Source organism: Pseudomonas syringae pv. coryli str. NCPPB 4273, from assembly GCF_000972175.1.
In the GTDB taxonomy this organism is placed as follows: Bacteria; Pseudomonadota; Gammaproteobacteria; order Pseudomonadales; family Pseudomonadaceae; genus Aquipseudomonas; species Aquipseudomonas syringae.
This window is the reverse complement of record NZ_AWQP01000007.1, coordinates 1-20087: the sequence shown is the minus strand read 5'-3', so window position 1 is coordinate 20087 and position 20087 is coordinate 1. Positions and strand designations below refer to the sequence as shown.

At 62.7% G+C, this 20087-nt stretch carries 5 protein-coding genes; all 5 read right to left on the bottom strand.

Going from position 1 to position 20087, the window contains the following annotated elements:
- Window positions 1-124: 124 nt before the first annotated feature.
- Window positions 125-1468 carry an MFS transporter gene (locus P406_RS05150; RefSeq protein ID WP_082100711.1) on the bottom strand — a complete coding sequence of 448 codons (1344 nt, stop codon included), beginning with the start codon at window positions 1466-1468 and terminating at the stop codon, window positions 125-127.
- Window positions 1456-5700, bottom strand: a complete 4245-nt coding sequence (locus P406_RS05145) for a non-ribosomal peptide synthetase (RefSeq protein WP_082100710.1) — start codon at window positions 5698-5700, stop codon at window positions 1456-1458. Before P406_RS05145 ends, P406_RS05150 begins: the two co-directional genes overlap by 13 nt.
- Window positions 5697-7361: an MBL fold metallo-hydrolase gene (locus tag P406_RS05140; protein ID WP_046235533.1), complete on the bottom strand. Its 1665-nt coding sequence runs from the start codon at window positions 7359-7361 to the stop codon at window positions 5697-5699. Before P406_RS05140 ends, P406_RS05145 begins: the two co-directional genes overlap by 4 nt.
- The gene (locus tag P406_RS05135; RefSeq protein ID WP_082100709.1) at window positions 7361-14917 is read right to left on the bottom strand and encodes a non-ribosomal peptide synthetase; all 7557 of its coding nucleotides are present in this window, start codon (window positions 14915-14917) and stop codon (window positions 7361-7363) included. The genes P406_RS05140 and P406_RS05135 overlap by 1 nt, the downstream gene beginning before the upstream one ends.
- 22 nt (window positions 14918-14939) lie before the next feature.
- The coding region (locus tag P406_RS05130; RefSeq protein ID WP_156174820.1) for a non-ribosomal peptide synthetase at window positions 14940-20087 on the bottom strand (5148 nt) is incomplete at its 5' end.

Below are 20087 nucleotides of genomic sequence, written 5' to 3'. Positions count from 1 at the left end.
TCCACGAAGTGGGTGGGCGTCAGGGCATTACGTCCAAACGCTAACGTTCATGTCGTTCATGTCGTTCATGCTGAGGGCAGCACGGTCAGTTCCTGATAAAGCCTGAGGGCATTCATTAGTTGGGTTAACACGCGTCCAGCATGTGGTCATCCAGACATCGCATCGTGCGATGGGCCAGTCCCGCCAGCGAAATCGCCACCCCCAGCACGCCGCAGCACAGCAACACCAGCCGAAGCGCGCCATCGTCCTTGCCACTCCCCAGCCAAAGGCTGGCAGTCAAGGTCCAACTCGCCCCCGTAGCGAACGCCGGAAGCAACCAACGGTCGACGACGCTGCCGGCCAACAGCACCGTGACCGGCATCGCAATTACGGCAAGCGACCCCATGAGTGCAAAGACACTGCCCTGCCGATCGAGCGGAACCTTGCGCATCCACAGCGCCATGGCACAACCGGTGGCCAGGCTGGCGGCAAACAGTGCAACGAATACGCTGGCGGCGTAATACACCGTGGTGTTAACCAGGCTGGCTATCACCACACACAGGGAGAGCAGCATGTTGCACACCAAAAGCAGCAGCGTCAGGCGTGACGCCAACCGCGACGCCAGCAGCGGCACCGCGCCCAATGCAGCCCCAAGCCCCCCCCAACTCAAGATGGCCCCCAGTTCGCGCACACTGTGGCCGGTGAGTATCAGCGGGGTGATCAGCGTGGAAACCAACGCCTCCAGGCATTCCTGCACCAGCACGTACGCAAGCAAAAAAGCCATCAGGCGGTGCTCGCGAAAATAGGCAATTGCCCGCGATAAGTCCCTGAGAAGCCCGCCGACATTCGCGCCGGTGCCGGCCGTGGCCGAGGAGTTGAGTAGCGACGAGGGAACGCGGTACAACGCGGCGGCGGCCAGGAGCAGGCTGCATGCTATCGCGACCAAGTTGAACATGAAGATGCCGTCCAGGCCGTAGCGGTACATCAACATGCCTGCGATGATCGGCACGCCGATGCCGACCAGGCCGTTGACGATCCCCATCAAGCCGCAGGCAAGCGGCATCTGCTCGCTTTGCAGCAATGCACTCATGGTGGTGCGGTAAGCCGGCGTTCTGAGCGCGTGGGCCAACGCCACGATCACGCTGAACACATACAACAGCCACAACGCCGCGCCGTTTTTCGCCATCACCCACAGCAACACCCCCATCAGGCACAACACACCGGCGTCAGACCACAGGATTGCCTTGCGTCGGTCGAACCGATCTGCCAGCGCCCCGGCGAACGGCAGCACCGCCAGGGTGGACAAGGCGCCGGCAGTGGCGACCAGGGAGAAGTCGAACAACGAGTTCGACTGCTGATAGACCCAGGCGCCAATGGCGAACACAGCGATGTTCGCGCCGGCGACAAAGATGTTTTCCGCCAGCAACAGCACAAAAAACGGCCTGCCCAACTGGCATAGTGGGGACAACCACATCGCTACCGCTGCCATTGGCTGACCTGCCCTTCAACGCTGCGCCCCAACGCCTGGGTCAGTGCCTCACCCAACACGCTAACGTGCGGTGGGCTGACCATCGACATGTGCGAGCCCGCCACGGGAATGACGTGAATGTCTGACGGCGCAACCACGCTGTCCCATCCCAGTTGCAACGGCTTGTCGTCGCTGACACGAAACAGGTGCAACGCAGCCGGCAGCGGTCGTGGCCGCCAGCGGCCAAGCGCGCGCACATAGCCTTCATGCTGATTGAGGTAACGCAATACCTGCGCGGCGCTCATGCGTGCCGGTAGCACGGACTCCGCTTGAAAGCCTTTAACCAGCGTTTCGAACGACTCAGTCTCAACCAGTGGCAACAACCGTTGTATTGCCTCCGGCGATAGCGAGTCACCCAGCGCCCACCACAGACGTGCCGAGTCGCTGCTCGTCGGCGCCAGCGTAATGCGTTGAGTCAACGGATTGGCTGAATCGAGCAGGCCGAGAAATGCCACAGCGTCGCCTCGCTCCAGTAACTGCAGCGCGATTTCGTAGGCCAGCACCCCGCCAAAGGACCACCCTGCCAGCCGGTAGGGCCCTTGCGGCTGCACACTTTTAATCAGCGTTATCAGGTAAGCCGCGTGGGCGCCGAGGTCATCGATCGGCGGCGACCCTTCAGGCTGCCCCGACAGGCCGTAGAGGCTGAAGTCGCCGTGCATGTGCCGTATAAGCTCGGGCACGTACAGCAACTCGCCCCAGACTTCATGCACAAAGAACAGCGGGGCAGTGTCGGCATGCAGGCGAAAAGGAATGGCCCCACCGGCCCATGCCGGTGCATGGTCACAGGCAAGGCTTTCGGCCAGTTGCCTGAGGGTCACCTGGGTGAAAAGCGTGGAGACCGTGACCGTAAGACCCAGCGAATGCAGGAGGCCTGCGACTTCGACCAGACGCAGAGAGTGCCCGCCCAGGTCAAAAAAATTGTCATCGCGACTGATGTTTTCTGCCGGCCGTTTCAAGACCGTGGCCCATACCCCCGCAAGCATCCGCTCTACCGCACCCTGCGCGGGTTCGAAGCCTTCCTTGATTACCCCCGCCTGCGCCGGTGCCGGCAGTTGCGCGCGATCCACTTTGCCATTGGGTGTCAACGGCAGGCTGTCGAGGCGCACATAGGCACCCGGTGTCATGTAATCCGGCAGGTGCTGCATCAAGTGCGCCCGCAGGTGCACGTCCGTCACCCCCTGCGCCGCGGTGTAATAAGCAACCAGTTGAGGGTCATCGGCACTATCCTGGCGCATCAGCGCTACCGCGTCCTGCACGCCGGGATAGAGACGGATACAGGCCTCGATTTCACCCAGTTCGATGCGAAAGCCGCGAAGCTTGACCTGATGATCGCTGCGCCCCAAAAACTCAAGTGTGCCGTCGGGCAGCCAGCGCCCCACATCGCCCGTGTTGTAAAGCGTCGCCCCGGGATCAGGACTGAACGGGTCGACAGTGAAGCGTTGCGCGGTCAGTTGCGGCCGGTTGAGGTAGCCCGGCGTAACGCCGGCCCCCGCCACATGCAACAGGCCAGCGACATCCACGGGCGACGGCCGTCCTTGCGCGTCGAGAATGTACACGCGCACGTTGGCAAATGGCTTGCCGATAGGTGGTTTGCCTGGTCGATCAGGATCACACACCTGCATCGCCGCACCAATCGTAGCCTCAGTGGGCCCATAGCCGTTGATAAAACAGCGCCCCGGCGCCCATTGGCGTACCAGCGCCTCGCTGACGTCCTCACCCACCACCACCAGCGTCTGCACATCGGGCAGGCTCGTGCCTTCGGGCAGCCCGGACAACACCGCAGGCGGCAGGGTGACGTGCGTGATGCGCTGACTGACCAGGGTGGCGGCAAGCTCAGCCCCCACCAACAGACCCGGCGCAGGCAGGTACAACGCAGCACCGCTGACGAATGCCATGAACAGCTCTGAAATGCTCGCGTCAAAACAAAACGACGAGTACTGCAGCACACGGCTTTGCGGTGTCACGTTGAAGGCGGCAACCTGCGCAACGATCAGGTTGCACAGGCCGCGGTGCGGGACCAATACGCCTTTTGGCGTGCCGGTGGAACCTGAGGTATAGATAACATAGGCAATCGCCTCGGCCGTCAGCCCCAGCGCCTCGGCGTGCGGGTTCGTGTCGTCGCCGGCCAGCCACGGCGTCTGCTCAGCATCGAGCACAATCACCGTCACGCCTTCGCCCAGTGTGCCGAGCGCAGCGCGACAGCGGCGGTCGGTGACCAGAACCTGGGCCGCGCTGTCATGCAACATGAAATGCAAGCGCTCGACCGGGTAGCCCGTGTCCAGCGGGATATAAGCTGCGCTCGCCTTTAGCGCGGCCAGTATTGCCACCACCATGTCGATGCCGCGCGGCAACGAGATAGCGACAAACGCGCCGACGCCAACGCCCTGAGCGCGTAAATGGTGCGCCAGCTGGTTCGCCTTTGCGTTCAGTTGCGCGTAGGTCAGGATACGCTCGCCGAACACCACCGCAGTCGCCAGCGGTGTGCGTGCAACCTGCTCCTCGAACAAGGTGTGAATGCAGGTCTGGTCCGGGAAGTCTTTGCGAGTGTCGTTCCAGCTTTCGATCAGCTCCGCACGCTCCTCGTCCGGCAACACGTCCAGGCTGTCCATGCGTTGCGAAGGTGAGCGTTCCAGGGCGGTGACCAGCGCCTCCAGCGCCGTCTCAAAATAGCGCGCCACACGCTGTGGCGACATCGGGCGCTGAACATGCGTGGTTAATGCAAAGCTGTCGCCGAAATCGTCCACCTCGACATGCAACGGGTAATTTCCGCGTTCCTCGTTAAACAGCCCCTCCATACCCGCCCACTCAGCCTGCTGGCTGGCGGCCAAGGTCTGCTGACGCTGGCTGTAACGATAATTGAAACCGGCGCTGAACAGCGGCATTGACGGTGGCACCTGGCTGCAGCCCTGTGCAATCGCCAGGGGTGCGTGCTCATGACTTAGCAGCTCCGACAGCAGAATATGCGTCTCTTTGATGGTGTCGACGACCGACCGCTGGCCGACCTTGATGCGCAACGGCAGCGTATTCACGCAAGCGCCAAGCATGCGTCCCGCACCTTCACCGGCCTGCATTCGCCCAAACAGCACGGTGCCGAACACTACGTCGTCGCGCACCGCCAACCGCGCGAGTACGGCGGCCCAGGCCACATGAAACAAACTTGCGGGGCTGACCGCCAGGGCTTTGGCCGAGGCCCGCAGGCGAGCGCACAAACGGCCCTCCAATTGGCGTGAGGCAAATGTCAGCAGCGAGCCGTCGGCCCTGACATCGATGAGGCCATAGGGTGCGGTCGGCGCGTCGACGCCTGAGAGCATCTGGCGAAAAAACGTTTTATGCGAGGGATCGCTGGCCGCCTGCCGGGAGTGCATGACAAAGTGCTTGAACGGAACCGGCACCGGTAATGTGTCCTGCTCGCCGCGCAAACAGGCTTGCACCTCCTCCACAATGAAATCCAGTGTGGTGTGGTCTACCGCCAAGTGGTGACAAAGCAACATAAACAACCACCGGTTGTGTTGCCGATCATGCACGGCGAATCCTCGCATCAGCGGTGCCTGCTCAAGGTCAAGGCGACTGGGCTGATGGATGAAACGCGCCAGCAGCCAGGCCTGTATATCGTCCTCACCCTCGTTTAGTGTGAGGGTCTCGATGTGCAACGTTGCCTCACGCCACACCACCTGTACTGGCGCTGGCAGGCCCTCCCAGGCGATGGCGGTGCGCAGCATGTCGTGGCGGTTGATCACCTGTTGCAGGGCGTGGGTGAAGTGGTCCAGTTCAGCGCGCGAGGTGAACGCCATCAGCCATGGCAGCACATAAGGGTCAGCGGCGTCCTGACTGGCCAGATGGTGGAAGAAAATACCTTCCTGAAGCGGTGTAAGCGGATAGATATCCTGCAGGTTTTGCTCCGCGCCCTTGACGCTTTGCACGATGCGCGCTCTCTGCATGGGCGAGAGCTGGACGGCCTCGGCCTGCGCGTATTTCCAGTTGAGGCCAGGCTGGCCGATCCATTCCAACAGCTGCGACTTATGCTCACGCAGGCTGTTCAGCAGCGCAGGATCGAGGCTGTCTTTATCGGCGCGCAGCTTAATATCGTCGCCCTCACGACGCAGCGCCACGCCGCGCTTGGCGAGTTCGAGCAACAACTGCGAGAACGCAGGGTTTGCGATCTGAACGCGGGAATCCCGTGGAGGGCTCATCATAGTGTTACCTCGTAATCGCCGATGGGGCCGGGCGGTGCAGGGTTATCCCCCAACGAAATCAACTGTGGGCCATGCAAACGCTGAGCACTCTCAAGCCCGGCGGCCAGAGCGTCGCGAAGCAGCGCGTCGGAGTCGCGCATTCTGGCGTCGCCAGGTTTCGACGCCGGGCCCAGTACATGCTGGAACCACGGCTCCAGCCCCATGGCATAGTTGTAAAGCCGTTTGGCACCAACGGCTTTGAGCAGCTCGATCGCCTCGCCGGAATTACTGCCACGGCAACGCCGGTTCTTTTCCGGCTGCCGGTCACGCTCCTGCGGGAACAGTGCTTCGATGGTGTAAGAGGCTGGCGCGCCTTCGGTTTCAGTGTTCATGAACACGGTTTCGAGGGTGCCCACCGCCTCGCGCACCCGTTCGTACAATGCCGGGTCAAGGCAGGCCGAATCCGCCGCGAAGAGCATCTGCCGACGCCCCAGGCGGATCACGTAGGCACTCTTGGCATGGGCTAAATCGCCGTGTTCCCCCAGAAACGGCACACCGATGATTTCACCGTCCGGCAAGCCGATAGATTCCAGCGGCGCCAGTTCCACCACATGGGTGAACCCTAGCGTCTGGGCCATCAGCCGCAGCGACACGTCGCCGAGCAAAAAGTCGCTTGAGCGCGGGACCACCAGGCAACCGATGCGGTGACGCAGGCGCAACAGCGTTTCCAGGGAGAAGTGGTCGGGGTGGGCATGGGTAATCAGCACGTAATCGATGTGCTCAGGCAGCGCCTGAAACGTCACCCGTGCATCCCCACCCTGCAACGGCTCGGCACTGATAAACGGGTCGACCAGAACAGCGACACCGTGGGTCTGGACCAATACCGTGGCGTGCCCCAGATACCGCACAGTGTCGGCCTCAACCTCCGTTTGCGCAGGTCGCGGTAGCGGCGAGCATTGCGTCAACAGCGGGTAGAGCTGGCGTTGCAGCGCCTCGTCCGCCTCACACCGCTCGAAGAGCGCGTGCAGCGGCTGAGGGCGGGTGTCGAGCTGGAACAACGCGTCCAGGCGCGGGCTGGCAAAAGGCACTTGCCAACAAGCGTCCTGCGGTTCGATGGCATGCGGGGTGCTGAACAGAAACGGCCGGTCGCCGTCATGCCGCAACTGACGGATACGCACGCTTTGTAACCAGGGCTTGTAGTAACGACTGCGGTAAGTCAGCGCCTCAATGGTGCGAAAAGAGGGGCGGTTGAAGTAGTCGTAAACCAGCTCCACCAGCCCGCGCAACGGGCCGGGTATCTGCGCGTACAACGGCTCCAGTGACTGACCATTGCCGTGCGTAAGCAGAAGCTGCTGCAGCGCGTGCACCGCTTCAGACAAACCGAGGCAGTCATGCAGCGCACTTTCGGAACTGGCCAGCAGCGCCGCGACCTGCCCTGCGTGCTCAGGCGGGACACCGATGCAGGCGTTGCCGCTGAGTGCGGGGTCTATCGCCATCTGGTAGTTCAGCGCCGGGTTGTCCAGGTAGAGCTGCATCACTTTGCGCTGCACTTGGGCAAAATGCAGGCTGGCCGGAAGGGGTGCGACGTTTAACCACCACGCGCTCCATCCATTGACCAGGGGTTCGGCAATCGCGCAAGCGGCGAGGCGATACAGAGGTGCAGAGCCATTTGAGGGACGCATCAGAATAGAACCTCGATCGTGTCGGCAGCGTTATGGTCGGCGGGCGCGTGGTCGCCTGCGTGTTTTTCGGTGGCGATGGCGTTGGCCAGGGAGGCAGGCGTGGGGTTGGCGAACAGCATCCGCACGTGCGCGGGAACACCTGCCTGGCGCAGGTGTTCAAGCAAGCTGACCACCATCAGCGAGTTGCCGCCCAACTCAAAGAAGTTGTCATGCCGACCAATCGACTTGACCTCCAGCAACGCGTGCCACAAGGCAACCACCCGCGACTCAAGTTCACCCTGCGGCGGCGCGTAGTCGTGCGTTTGGAGCGTGTCCTGCGCCGGGGACGGCAACGCGTTACGGTCGATCTTGCCGTTGGCCGTCATCGGGATGGCGTCGAGGAACACCACGTTCTGCGGGATCATGTGGCCGGGCAACCGCGCCGTCAGGAACTGACGCAGGTCTCTGACGCCTGGAGCGACCGACATCGACAACTGGCGCAAAGCGTTCAGGTGCGGCAACCCTGCCATTACGTTTTGCGCGTCCATCCAATCGATCAGACAGGCTATTTCATCGACGCCGGAGTTTCTGATCGCCTGCACCGTTGGCAAGCAGCTGTGTGGCGTACCGATCAGTGCCGCAGAAGAGGAGTAATGCTCAAAGGCAAGCGCCGTCATTTCCTGAATGTCTTGCTCCTGCATCGAGGACGCCTCGCTGCTCACACCACGCGAGAAAAAGTTCAGCCCAAAGTGCTGTTTGAGGTAGTCGGTAAACGGCGTTCTGGCTGTGGCGAGCGTGGCCTGCAAGTCCTCGCCAAGAAAGGTGTGCACCATCAACGTTACGCGACCGGCCTGCGGGTCATGCCCGGCCTGTGCCCTGGCTTCGCGGTAGAGGGCGATTTTTTCCGCCAGCTCATCAAGCTCCTGGCCCAACAAGTGAGTCAGTAAGTGTGTGCCGGATTTTCCCGCCTGAATAAACGTCTCGGGGTTGCCGGCCGCCGTCACCCACAGCGGCAACTGCGCTTGCACAGGCGTCGGGAACACGCGCATTTCACTGTGTTTGCCCTCGCCATCCGGCAGGCACACAGCCTCGCCGCGCCACAATGAGCGCAGGGTTAGCACGCCGTCGAACATTGCTTGTTTGCGCTCTGCGTAAGCACCCGGCGCCAGCACAAAATCTTTCGGGTTCCAGCCGGAGGCGACCGATAGCCCGACTCGCCCATGGGAAAGGTTATCCACCATCGACCACTCTTCCGCGACCCGTACCGGGTGATGCAGCGGCAGCACCACGCTCCCGGCGCGCAAGCCTATTCGCGTGGTGACGGTGGCAAGCGCGGCGGACAACACCGATGGGTTCGGGTAAATGCCGCCCACCGCGTGAAAATGACGCTCCGGCGTCCATACAGCCTCAAATCCGTTCTGATCAGCGTACTGAGCGGCTTGAAGGTAGAGTGCGTATTTATCCTGCTGATCGCGCGAATCGCCGCCGAAATAGAACAGGCTGAAGCCGACGCTTTGCTCGCCGGATTCGGTGGCAGCCTGCATTGGGTTGCGCGTCACCACATAGGCGACCAGGCGTTTTCCCTGCTCGGTTTGCTGACCGACAACTACCGCTTCCTGCACATCGTCGTGAGCCAACAACACCGATTCGATTTCAGCCGGCTGGATTCGCACACCGCGAACTTTCACTTCATTGTCGTTGCGCCCGTAGTAGGCAATGCTGCCGTCGCCGAGCCAGCGACCCACGTCGCCGGTGCGGTACATCAGTGCGCCGCTTTGCCCGGCACGCGGTGTGATGAAAGGCTCGGGCACAAAACGCTCCGAGGTCAGCTCGGGGCGATTGAGATACCCCTTTGTCACGCCGTCCCCGGCAATGTAGATCTCCCCCCATACACCTGCCGGTACAGGCCTGCCTTGCTCATCCAGAATGTAGATGCGGGTATTAGCCAGCGGCCGACCAATCGGCGGCGCCCCCCTGCCCTGCGACGTAGCGCGCACCCGCTGTGCAGTGGACCAGATGGTGGTCTCCGTGGGACCGTAAAGGTTCCAGAGCTGGTCGGTGACGTTCAATAACGGCTGTGCCAGTTCATGACTGAGGGCTTCACCGCCACACAAGGCAACGCGCAAGTGCACGCCCTCAAGCCCTGCGCTGTCTACCAACAGGCGCCACACCGAAGGCGTTGCCTGCATCACGCTGATCTGGTGATACCGCAGGCTGTGCGCCAGCCGTTGCGGGTCCAGTACGGTTTCCCGATCCGCCAGCACCAGGCGCGAGCCACACAGCAAGGGCGCGAAAAGCTCCAACGCAGCAATATCAAAATTCAACGTAGTGACGCTGAGCAAGCGGTCATCCGGGCGCAGATCGATATGCTGCGTGATCGAACACAGCACGTTGACCACCCCACGATGGGGAACCATCACTCCCTTGGGCTGCCCCGATGACCCGGAGGTATAAATCACGTAGGCCAGATTATCCGCTGCCAGTGAAACGTTCGGATTGGCCACCTGCATCGGCAGCGGTGCAACGTCCAATTCGATCATTTTCAAGCCTTGCGGCAGCGTTGCACTCAGGTCGCTGCGGGTGACCAGCACTTGCGGCTGGCTGTCTTCGAGCATGTACTTGATACGCTCGAGCGGGTAGTCAGGATCGATCGGCACATAAGCCCCCCCAGCCTTCAACACTGCCAGTACCGCATACACCATTTCCGGCCCGCGTGGCAGGCAGATGGCCACGCGCGCATCAGGCAGCACACCCTGCGCGATCAGGGCATGCGCCAGTTGGTTGGCGCGCAAGTTCAACTGCGCGTAGCTCAGTTGCTGTTCTTCGCAGACCAAGGCAATGGCGTCGGGCGATCGCCCTGCCTGGCGCTCAAACAACTGATGAACCAGCGCCTCACGCGGGGAGTGCACCTCGCAGGCGTTCCAGTCAAACAGCACTTGCCGGCGTTGCGCTTGCGTCAACAACGGCAGGTGCGCCAGTGCCTGGGAGGCGTCGAGCACCATCGCGCATAACAGCACCTGCCAATGCTCGACATAGCGCACTACGGTTGCATGTTCGAACAAGCTGCTCGCGTATTCGATGCTGCCCTCAAGCTGATCAGCGCGCGCACCCACCGCCAGTGATAGGTCGAACTGTGCTGTCACCTGTTCGAAGGCAAAGGGCTCGATATGCAGGGCATCCAGCGTGGGCGCGTCATCGGCGGCGTTCTGCCAGGCGAACAGCGTCTGGAACAGCGGGCTGTGCGCCAGGCTACGCGCAGGGTTGAGCGCCTCCACCAACTGCTCGAACGGCAAGTCCTGGTGCGCCTGCGCCGCCAGCGTGGTGGCTTTGACCTGCGCCAGCAACTCGGCGACTGTCGCCGTGCCCGGCACCCGGCAGCGCAGGGCCAGGGTGTTGACGAACAGCCCGATCAGCGGCTCCAGCTCGGTGCGCGTGCGGCCTGCTACCGGCATACCGACCACGATGTCGTCCTGCCCGCTCAGACGCGCGAGCAACATCGCCCAGCCGGCCAGCAGCGTCATGTACAGCGTGCTGTCATGCCGGGCCGCCAAGCGTTTGAGTGCAGCGGTCAGCGCGGCGTCCAGGGTGAAATCCACCCGGCCACCGACGTAGTTCTGCACCGGCGGCCGAGGGTGGTCGGTGGGCAGTTCGAGCAAGGGCGGCGCATCTGCCAGTTGCTCGCGCCAGTAGGCGAGTTGGCCTTGCAATACCTCGCCCTGCAGCCACTGGCGCTGCCAGGCGGCGTAGTCGGCGTATTGAATGCCCAGCGCTGGTAACGGGTCGGCGAGCCCCGCCGCAAAGGCGCTGTAGAGCGTGTCCAACTCGTGCATGAGACGCCCGATGGACCAGCCATCCGAGACGATATGGTGCAAGGTGATCAACAGCACGTGACGCTGCTCGTCGAGCCGCACCAGGCACACACGCAGCAACGGCCCACGGCTCAGGTCAAAGGGTTGCGACTCTTGCACGTGCGCCAGCTGGCGCAACTCACGCGCAGGGTTTGGCTGCTCACGCAAATCGTAGTGGCCCAGCGCAACGGGGGCCGGGCCGTTAATCTGCTGTACCGGCGCGCCCTCGCGGGTTACAAAACAGGTGCGCAGCGCTTCGTGTCGCGCCACGATGCGGTCCAGTGCAGCCTGCAAAGCAGCCTGGTTCAGCTCGCCGCTCAGTTGCAGGCCGCCGGCCATGTGGTAAGCCGCGCTGGCGCGGGCTTCCAGTTGCGCCAAAAACCATAGACGCTGTTGGGCAAACGACAGCGCCAAGGGCGCGCTGCGGTCGGCCGGGGTAATCGGCGGCAGCGCAGCGAAGGGCGCTTGTTCAACCGCTTGAGCAAAGCCCGCCAATACAGGTTGCGTAAACAGCGTGCTCAGCGCCACATCACGCGCCATGACCTGGCGAACCCGCGAGAGCAATTGCACCGCCAGCAGCGAGTGCCCGCCCAAGGCAAAAAAGTGGTCATGCCGCCCTACTTGCTCCACGCCCAGCAGTTCACTCCACCACTGCGCCAAGGTGATTTCACTTGTCCCTTGCGGCGCGACGTACTGATGCAGCGCATAAGACGTGGCATCCGGCGCTGGAAGCGCACGCCGATCCAGTTTTCCGTTGGCGGTCAGTGGAAATGCCGTCAAATGGACCCACGCTCCCGGCACCATATAGTCCGGCAGTTGCGCCGCTACCCACTGGCGCAATTGCCGCGCATCCTGCGCCGTAGCCGCCAGGTAATAGGCCACCAGACGGGTATCGCCATCGCCCTCTTGCTGGGCCAGCACCACCGCGTCATCCACCTGCGCATGGGCGCGCAGGCGTGCTTCGATTTCCCCTGGTTCGATGCGAAAACCACGCACTTTTACCTGCTGGTCGTTGCGCCCCCAATACTCCAGTGAGCCATCGGCACGCCAGCGTGCGCGGTCACCGCTCTTATAGAGGCGCGCACCGTCAACGAACGGATCGTCGATAAAACGCTCTGCCGTTAACTCCGAACGATTGAGGTAACCTCGCGCCACGCCTCTGCCGCCGACGTACAACTCGCCGACCACGCCCACGGGCACCGGCTGACGTGCCGCATCCAGCACGTAGGTACGCATGTCCGGGATACGTTCGCCAATCGGGCTGTGATTGAGCGCGGTGTCCGTCGGCGCAAGACGCCGCCAGGTGACGTGCACTGTCGTCTCGGTGATCCCGTACATATTGACCAATTGCGTGTGCTCGCCATTGCGCGCAAACCAGGGCGCAAGCATGGCCGGCTCCAGTGCTTCGCCGCCGAACACCACCCAGCGCAACGCATGCGCTTGGTGGCTGTGCGCTTGGGCCTGGATCAACTGCCGGAACGCCTCCGGCGTCTGGTTCAATACCGTGACGCCCTGCGTGCACAGCAACTGATAGAACGCCGAGGGCGATCGCGCCGTCTCCTGAGAAACCACCACCAATCGCGCGCCATTCAGCAGCGCGCCCCACAGTTCCCACACGGAAAAGTCGAACGACAGCGAATGGAATAACGTCCATACATCGTCTGGCCCGAAATTGAACAGACGGCCTGTGCTCTGCAGCAACCCGATGACCTGCCCGTGCTCGACCATGACGCCTTTGGGTTGGCCGGTGGAGCCGGAGGTGTAAATCACGTAGGCCAGTTGGCTTGAATGATGATCGCTCGACGCAGGGTTGGTGTCGGGTTGAGCGGTCAGCTGCGACGCGGTGCTCAGGTCGACCACCGTGACGCCTTCAGGCACGCTGCGCCATTGTTCGATAAAGGTCACCAGCGCCTGCGGCTGGCTGTCCTGCAGCAGATACTGAATGCGCTCGGGTGGGTAGACCGGATCAATCGGAACATAACAACCGCCCGTTTTGAGCACCGCCAGCACCGCCACCACCATCTCCACACCACGTGGCAGGCAGATCGCAACCCGCGACTGCGCGCCCACGCCTTGGGCGATCAGCGCATGGGCCAACTGGTTGGCTTGGCGATTGAGCGCGTCATAACTCAGCTGTCGGTGCTCATGCACCAGCGCGACCGCCTCGGGCGAGCGCGCAACCTGCGCCTCAAACTGCTGATGAAGGCAGCGCGTAACAGGCGTATCGGTCGAGACCCTGTTCCACTCATCAAGCACCTGCCGGCGCTCTGCATCGGCGAGCAACGGCAGGCTTGCCAGCGTCTGCGACGCGTCGCCGACCATCGCCGCCAATACGCGTTTCAGGTACGCGACATAGCGTTGCGCGGTAGCCGGTTCAAACAGGCTGTCGGCGTAATCGAGGCTGCCAACCAGGCGGTCGTCCTGTTCACCCATGCACAGCAACAGGTCACACTTGGCGCTGCGCTGTTCCCCATTAAACGGCGTGGCGGTAAGGCCGCCGCACTCAAAGGACTCGTCGACGCTACTCTGCCAAGCCAGCATGGTCTGAAAAATCGGACTGTACGACAGGCTGCGCGTCGGGTTGAGCGCTTCCACCAATTGTTCGAACGGCAGATCCTGATGTGACTGCGCCGCCAGCGTCGTCTCCCTGACCTGCGCCAACAGTGAGCTGACCGAGGCATCGCCGTCCACGCGCAAACGCAGCGCAAGCGTATTCACGAACAGGCCGATCAGCGGCTCCAGCTCGGTGCGTGAGCGCCCCGCCACCGGTGAGCCGACGACGATATCCTCTTGCCCACTCAAGCGGTGCAGCAACAAGGCCCAAGCGGCCAGCACCGTCATGTAGAGCGTGGCGTTGTGCCGCCCGGCCAACGCCTTCAACCCGCTGACCAACGCCGGTTCAAGGGTAAATTCAATGCATTGCCCGGTGTAGTCTTGCGCGGTCGGGCGCGGCAGGTCGGTGGGCAATACCGGGGTCAACGGGATGTGCCGCAGCTGCTCGCGCCAGTAAGCCAGCTGCGCCTGAATCGGCGCTTGCGCCACGGCATGGCGCTGCCAGACCGCATAGTCAGCGTACTGGATAGCCAGCGGCGGCAACGGGTCGGGCTGCTGGCTGGAGAAGGCCTGATACAGAGTGACCAGTTCCCGAATGAAACAGCCCAGCGACCAGCCGTCGCAGACGATATGGTGCAGCGTGACGAGCAACACGTGTTCGTGCTCGCCAAGCCTTATGAGCCGCCCACGCACAGGCTTGCCCTCATCGAGCCTGAAAGGCGCGCTGGCTTCCTCGTCGGCCAGTCGATCAAGTGCCTCAGCGGGGCGCGCATGCCCGCGCAAGTCGTGCAGCGTCAGCGCAAAGGGCGCGGCTTCATCAATCTGCTGCCAAGGCGTACCGTCAACCTCGACAAAGCGCGTGCGCAAGGCTTCATGGCGCAATACGATACGGTCGAGCGCGGCCTGCAATGCCTCACTGTCCAGCTCACCGCGCAGCCGCAACCCACCGGCAAGGTGGTAAGCGGCACTGGCGCGCGCTTCGAGCTGTGACAAAAACCACAAGCGCTGCTGGGAAAACGACAAAGGTATCGGCACCGAACGGTTGCAACGTCCCAGCGCCAATGCCGGATCGGCCCGCTCTGCATTAAGTCGACTCAATAAAGCAAGGCGTTGCGTAACCGACATCTGCCCTGAAGCACCGTCATCGCCGTTACCTGAATACGTGTTATCAGCCATCCTGTACCTCCACTACGTTGCTTCAACGGCGGTCAAGAGAGTCGTCTTGCGACATCAACTCTTTCAGTTGAAGATCAATACGTTGAACCAACAAATCAGCCATTCTGTGAAGCTGCGGTGCCGCAAAGACGTCCTGAAGGCGGATCTCGACCATCAACTGATTTTTGATCCGCGAGATAAGCTGTACCGCCAGCAGTGAATGCCCGCCCAGCGCGAAAAAGTGGTCCTGGCGCCCAACCTGCTCGACGTTCAGCAGCGAACACCAAAGGGCGGCAAGCAGTGGTTCGATCTCGCCCTGCGGCGGCTCGTAGGCTTGGCTGGCATAGGCGCCGGCATCCGGCATCGGCAGCGCGTCACGATCAAGTTTGCCGTTAGGGCTGATGGGAAAATGGCTCAATGGCACATACGCGGCAGGCACCATGTATTCCGGCAGTCGGTTCGACAGGTAGCTGCGCAGCGTCTGCGGATCGCAGGCGTCACGCATCGCCTCATCCACCAACAGATACGCCACCAGGCGCTGAGACTGCGGGTCGTCCTCGCGCAGCAGCACCACTGCCTGCGAGATACCGGCCACGGTATTCAACTGCGCTTCAATTTCTTCCAGCTCGACCCGAAAGCCGCGCACTTTGACCTGTCGGTCGGCACGGCCCAGGTACGCCAGCGTGCCATCCGCCTGCCAGCAGCCCAGGTCACCGCTGCGGTACATCATCGGCGCTGGCTGATCCGACGCTGCGCTGAAGGGGTCGGGCAGAAACCGTTCGAGGGTCAAGTCAGGCTGGTTGAAATAGCCGCACGCGACGGCATCGCCGGCCAGGTAAAGCTCCCCGCCGACGCCGACCGGCACCGGCTGCTGCAAGGCGTCGAGCACATACACGCGAGCATTCGCGACAGGCCGGCCGATGGACGGCAGCCGCGGCCAGTGGTGCGCACACGCCGGTAATTCAAACGCGCTGACCACATGCGTTTCCGTAGGCCCGTAGTGGTTATGCAAACGCACATGCGCGAGCTGATCGGCAAAAACCTGCCGGATCGTTTCGGTGATCACCACCTGCTCGCCAGCCGTAATAATCTGCTGCAAATCGTCGATTGGCTGACGGTCGGCGCGCACCTGATCGGCCAGTGCCTTGAGGGCCACGTAAGGCAGATAAAGGCGCTGGATTCGACGTCGACGCAGTAACTCGCCGAGCATCGCCATATCCAGGCGCTCAGCCTCACTGATCAGCACCAGTTCGCCACCCGAGAGCAAGGTGCTGAAAATTTCCTGGAACGACACGTCAAACCCCAGCGCGGCGTATTGCAGCGTACGCAGCCCGCCCGGCGTTGTTTGAGTGCGCTGCTGCCAGTGCATCAAGTTAACCAGCGCGCGGTGTGGCATGCACACGCCTTTGGGCTGACCGGTCGAGCCGGAGGTATAGATCACGTAGGCCAATTGCTGCGCGGTAAAGGCGGTAGCCGGGTTGCTGGCGGGCGGCGATGCCGGCAGCGGCGGCAAACTGTCCGTCAGGATCAAGCGCACACCGGCGCTGCTTGAAGGCACACGCGCTGCCAGCGCGGCATCGGTGAGCACCACCCGTGGCTGGCCATCCTGGAGCATGTAGCGCAGGCGTTCGTCCGGGTAAGCCGGATCGATCGGCAAGTAAGCACCGCCCGCCTTCAATACAGCCAAAATCGCTACGATACTTTGCACGCCGCGCGGCAGGCAGACAGCCACGCGCTCACCCGGCCCAACGCCACTCGAGAGCAGCGTGTGCGCCAGCACGTTGGCATGCTGATTAAGCGCGTCATAGCTGAGCTGTTGATCGTCGTCGAGCAACGCCACGGCCTGCGGTGTGCGCGCCACCTGCGCCTCAAACAGGTGATGAATAGCCTGGGCGCGCGGGTAGTCGGCGGCGGTAGTATTCCAGTCGTACAACACGTGTCGGCGTTGCGCGTCCGAGAGCACCGGCAAACTCGCCAGTGGCTGCGAAGCATCGCGCACCATCGCACCGAGCAGGATCTGCAGATGCTCGGCGTAGCGCTCAACGGTCGACTGATCAAACAGGCTGGACGCGTACTCGATACTGCCCTGCAGTTGTTCGCCATCGTCTTCCAGGGCCAGCAGCAAATCGAACTTGGCGGTCACTTGCCCGACGTTCAGCGGCTGCGTTTGCAGACCGGGCAGCGTCAGCCCATCGCCGCCAGCTTCCTGCCAGGCGAATAACGTCTGGAACAGCGGGCTGTGCGCCAGGCTGCGTTGGGGGTTGAGGGCTTCGACCAATTGTTCGAACGGCAGGTCCTGGTGAGCCAACGCCGCCAACGTGGTGGCCTTGACCTGTGCCAGCAGCGCAGCCAGCGTTTCACTGCCGTTCACGCGGCAACGCAGTGCCAGGGTGTTGACGAAGAAACCGATCAGCGGCTCAAGCTCGGTGCGGGTGCGCCCGGCCACGGGCGAACCGATGACGATGTCCTCTTGGCCGCTCAGGCGCGCCAGCAAAGCGGCCCAAGCGGCGAGCAACGTCATGTAAAGGGTGACGTCGTGGCGTGCGGCCAATGCTTTGAGTTCGGCGGTCAGCGCAGTGTCCAAACTGAAATCCACCCGCCCCCCGGTATACTCCTGCACCGCAGGGCGTGGACGGTCGGCGGGCAACGTCAGCAACGGCGGCGCGTCCGACAGTTGTTCGCGCCAGTAGGTGAGTTGCCCTTGCAGCACCGCACCATCAATCCAGCGGCGCTGCCACGCGGCATAGTCGACATACTGCAGGGGTAACGGTGGCAGCGGATCGCTCTGCCCGGTGCAGAAGGCGTCATACAGCGCCCCCAACTCGCGCAGAAAGCGCACCAGGGACCAGCCATCAGAGGCAATATGGTGCAGCGTGATCAGCAACACATGCTCGCACTCGCCCACCTGCACCAATTGCCCGCGAATCAACGGCCCCTGCTCCAGGTCAAAAGGCGCTGCAGCCTCCAATGCGCTCAAATGCTGCAACGCGCCCTCGACGTCAGGTTGATGGCGCAGGTCGTGCACCGCCAGCGCAAACGCTGCAGGCTCATGAATGTGTTGGAACGGCGTGCCGTTCAGGCTGGTAAAACCGGTGCGCAACGCCTCATGACGCGCCACGATACGGTCGAGTGCCGCCTGCAAGGCCGGGCGATTGAGCTGGCCGTTGATTTTTACGCCGCCAGCGATGTGATAAGCGGCACTGGCACTGGCTTGCAACTGCGACAAGAACCACAGTCGTTGCTGAGAGAACGAAAGTGCCAGTGGCGCAGCCCGGTTCACCGGTGTAATCGGCGGCAGGCTGCCCAGCGGTGCCTGTTCGACGACCGTGGCGAAATCCGCCAGCAACGGCTGCGCGAACAGCGCGCTCAGTGATACAGCGCGCCCCATCATCTGCCGAATGCGCGATACCAGCTGCACTGCCAACAGCGAGTGCCCGCCGAGGGTAAAGAAGTTGTCGTGCCGCCCGACTCGCTCAACGCCCAGCACGTCGGCCCAGAGCATCGCCAGGGTGGTTTCGGGTTCGCCTTGCGGTGCCACGTAACCTTGCGAGGCAAACGCCGCCGCACCCGGCGCCGGCAATGCCCGTCGGTCCAGCTTGCCGTTGCTGTTCAGCGGCCAGGCCGTCAGGTGCACCCACGCCGCCGGCAGCATGTAATCCGGCAACTGCTGCGCCACCCAGGCGCGAAGCTGGCTCGCATCCTGCGCCTCGGCGGCCAGGTAGTAGGCCACCAGCCGCGTCTCCTGCGCCGCCTCCTGCCAGGCGCTAACCACCGCGTCAGTTACCGCTGCGTGGCTGCGCAGGCGCGCCTCGATTTCACCCAACTCGATACGGAAGCCGCGAATTTTTACCTGATTGTCGTTGCGCCCCAGGTACTCCAGCGAGCCGTCGGCATGCCAACGCACACGGTCGCCGGTCTTGTACATGCGCGCTGCAGGCTGTTCGGCAAAGGGGTCATCGACAAAACACGTCGCGGTCAATTGCGCCCGGTTCAAATACCCGCGCGCCACACCGGCGCCGCCGATATACAGCTCCCCGATCACGCCCACCGGCACCGGTTGCGCCGCGTGGTCGAGTACATAGACCCGCGTGTTCGGCAGCGGTCGGCCGATGCAACCGGGTGTGTTGACCCGCTCGATCAGGTGCACGGTCGCGTTCACCGTCGCCTCGGTGGGGCCGTAAGCGTTGAACAGTGCAGGCAGCCAGCCGTCGCGGGCGTACCAGACCTCGATCGCGGCCTGGCTGACCGCTTCGCCGCCGATCATGATTTGACGAATGCAGTCGGGAATACACGCCTGCTTTTCGCGCAGCAAGGTATTCCAAAACACCACCGGCAAGTTCGCAACCGTGATCGCATTGCGTTGGCAGAGGTGCCAGAACGTCGAAGCGTCGCTGATCCATGCCGGGGTGCGCAGCACCAGCGCGGCACCGGAGCATAGCGCGCCGAAGATTTCTTCCACCGACATATCAAAGGTGAACGGTGCAAATTGCAGCACGCGATCACGCGCACTCAGGTGATAGGTCGACTGCAACGCGAAGACCTGATGACACACGTGGCGATGCTCGATCATCACGCCCTTGGGCTTGCCGGTGGAGCCCGAGGTATAAATCACATACGCCAGGTGCTGTGCGTCCAGCCCCAAAAAGCGTGGGTCTGGGTTCACATCCGGCCAGGGCGCACCGTCCTCGGCGGCGTCCAAGTCGAGCACAGGCAGCGCGGATGGCAGCGCGGTGCGGGTGATCAGCAGTTGCGGTTGGCTGTCGTCGAGTAGGTAGTCGATACGCTCAAGCGGGTAGTCGGGGTCAATCGGCACGTAAGCGCCGCCGGCCTTCAGCACCGCGAGCAGCGCAATCACCATTTCCATTCCGCGAGGCAGGCAGACGGCCACGCGGGCATCGGGCAAAACACCTTGGGCGATCAGGGCGTGGGCCAACTGGTTGGCGCGTCGGTTCAATTGTGCGTAGCTCAGGTGCTGGTCTTCGTGCACCAAGGCAATCGCGTCGGGCGATTGAGCCGCGTGGCGCTCAACCAACTGATGAACCAGCGCTTCGCGCGGGTAATCCACCGCGCTGGGGTTCCAGTCGTGCAGCACTTGCTTGCGTTGCGCCTCAGTCAACAACGGCAGGCGGGTCAGGGTTTGCGTGGCATCAAGCACCATCGCCTTCAACAGCACCTGCCAATGCTCGACGGA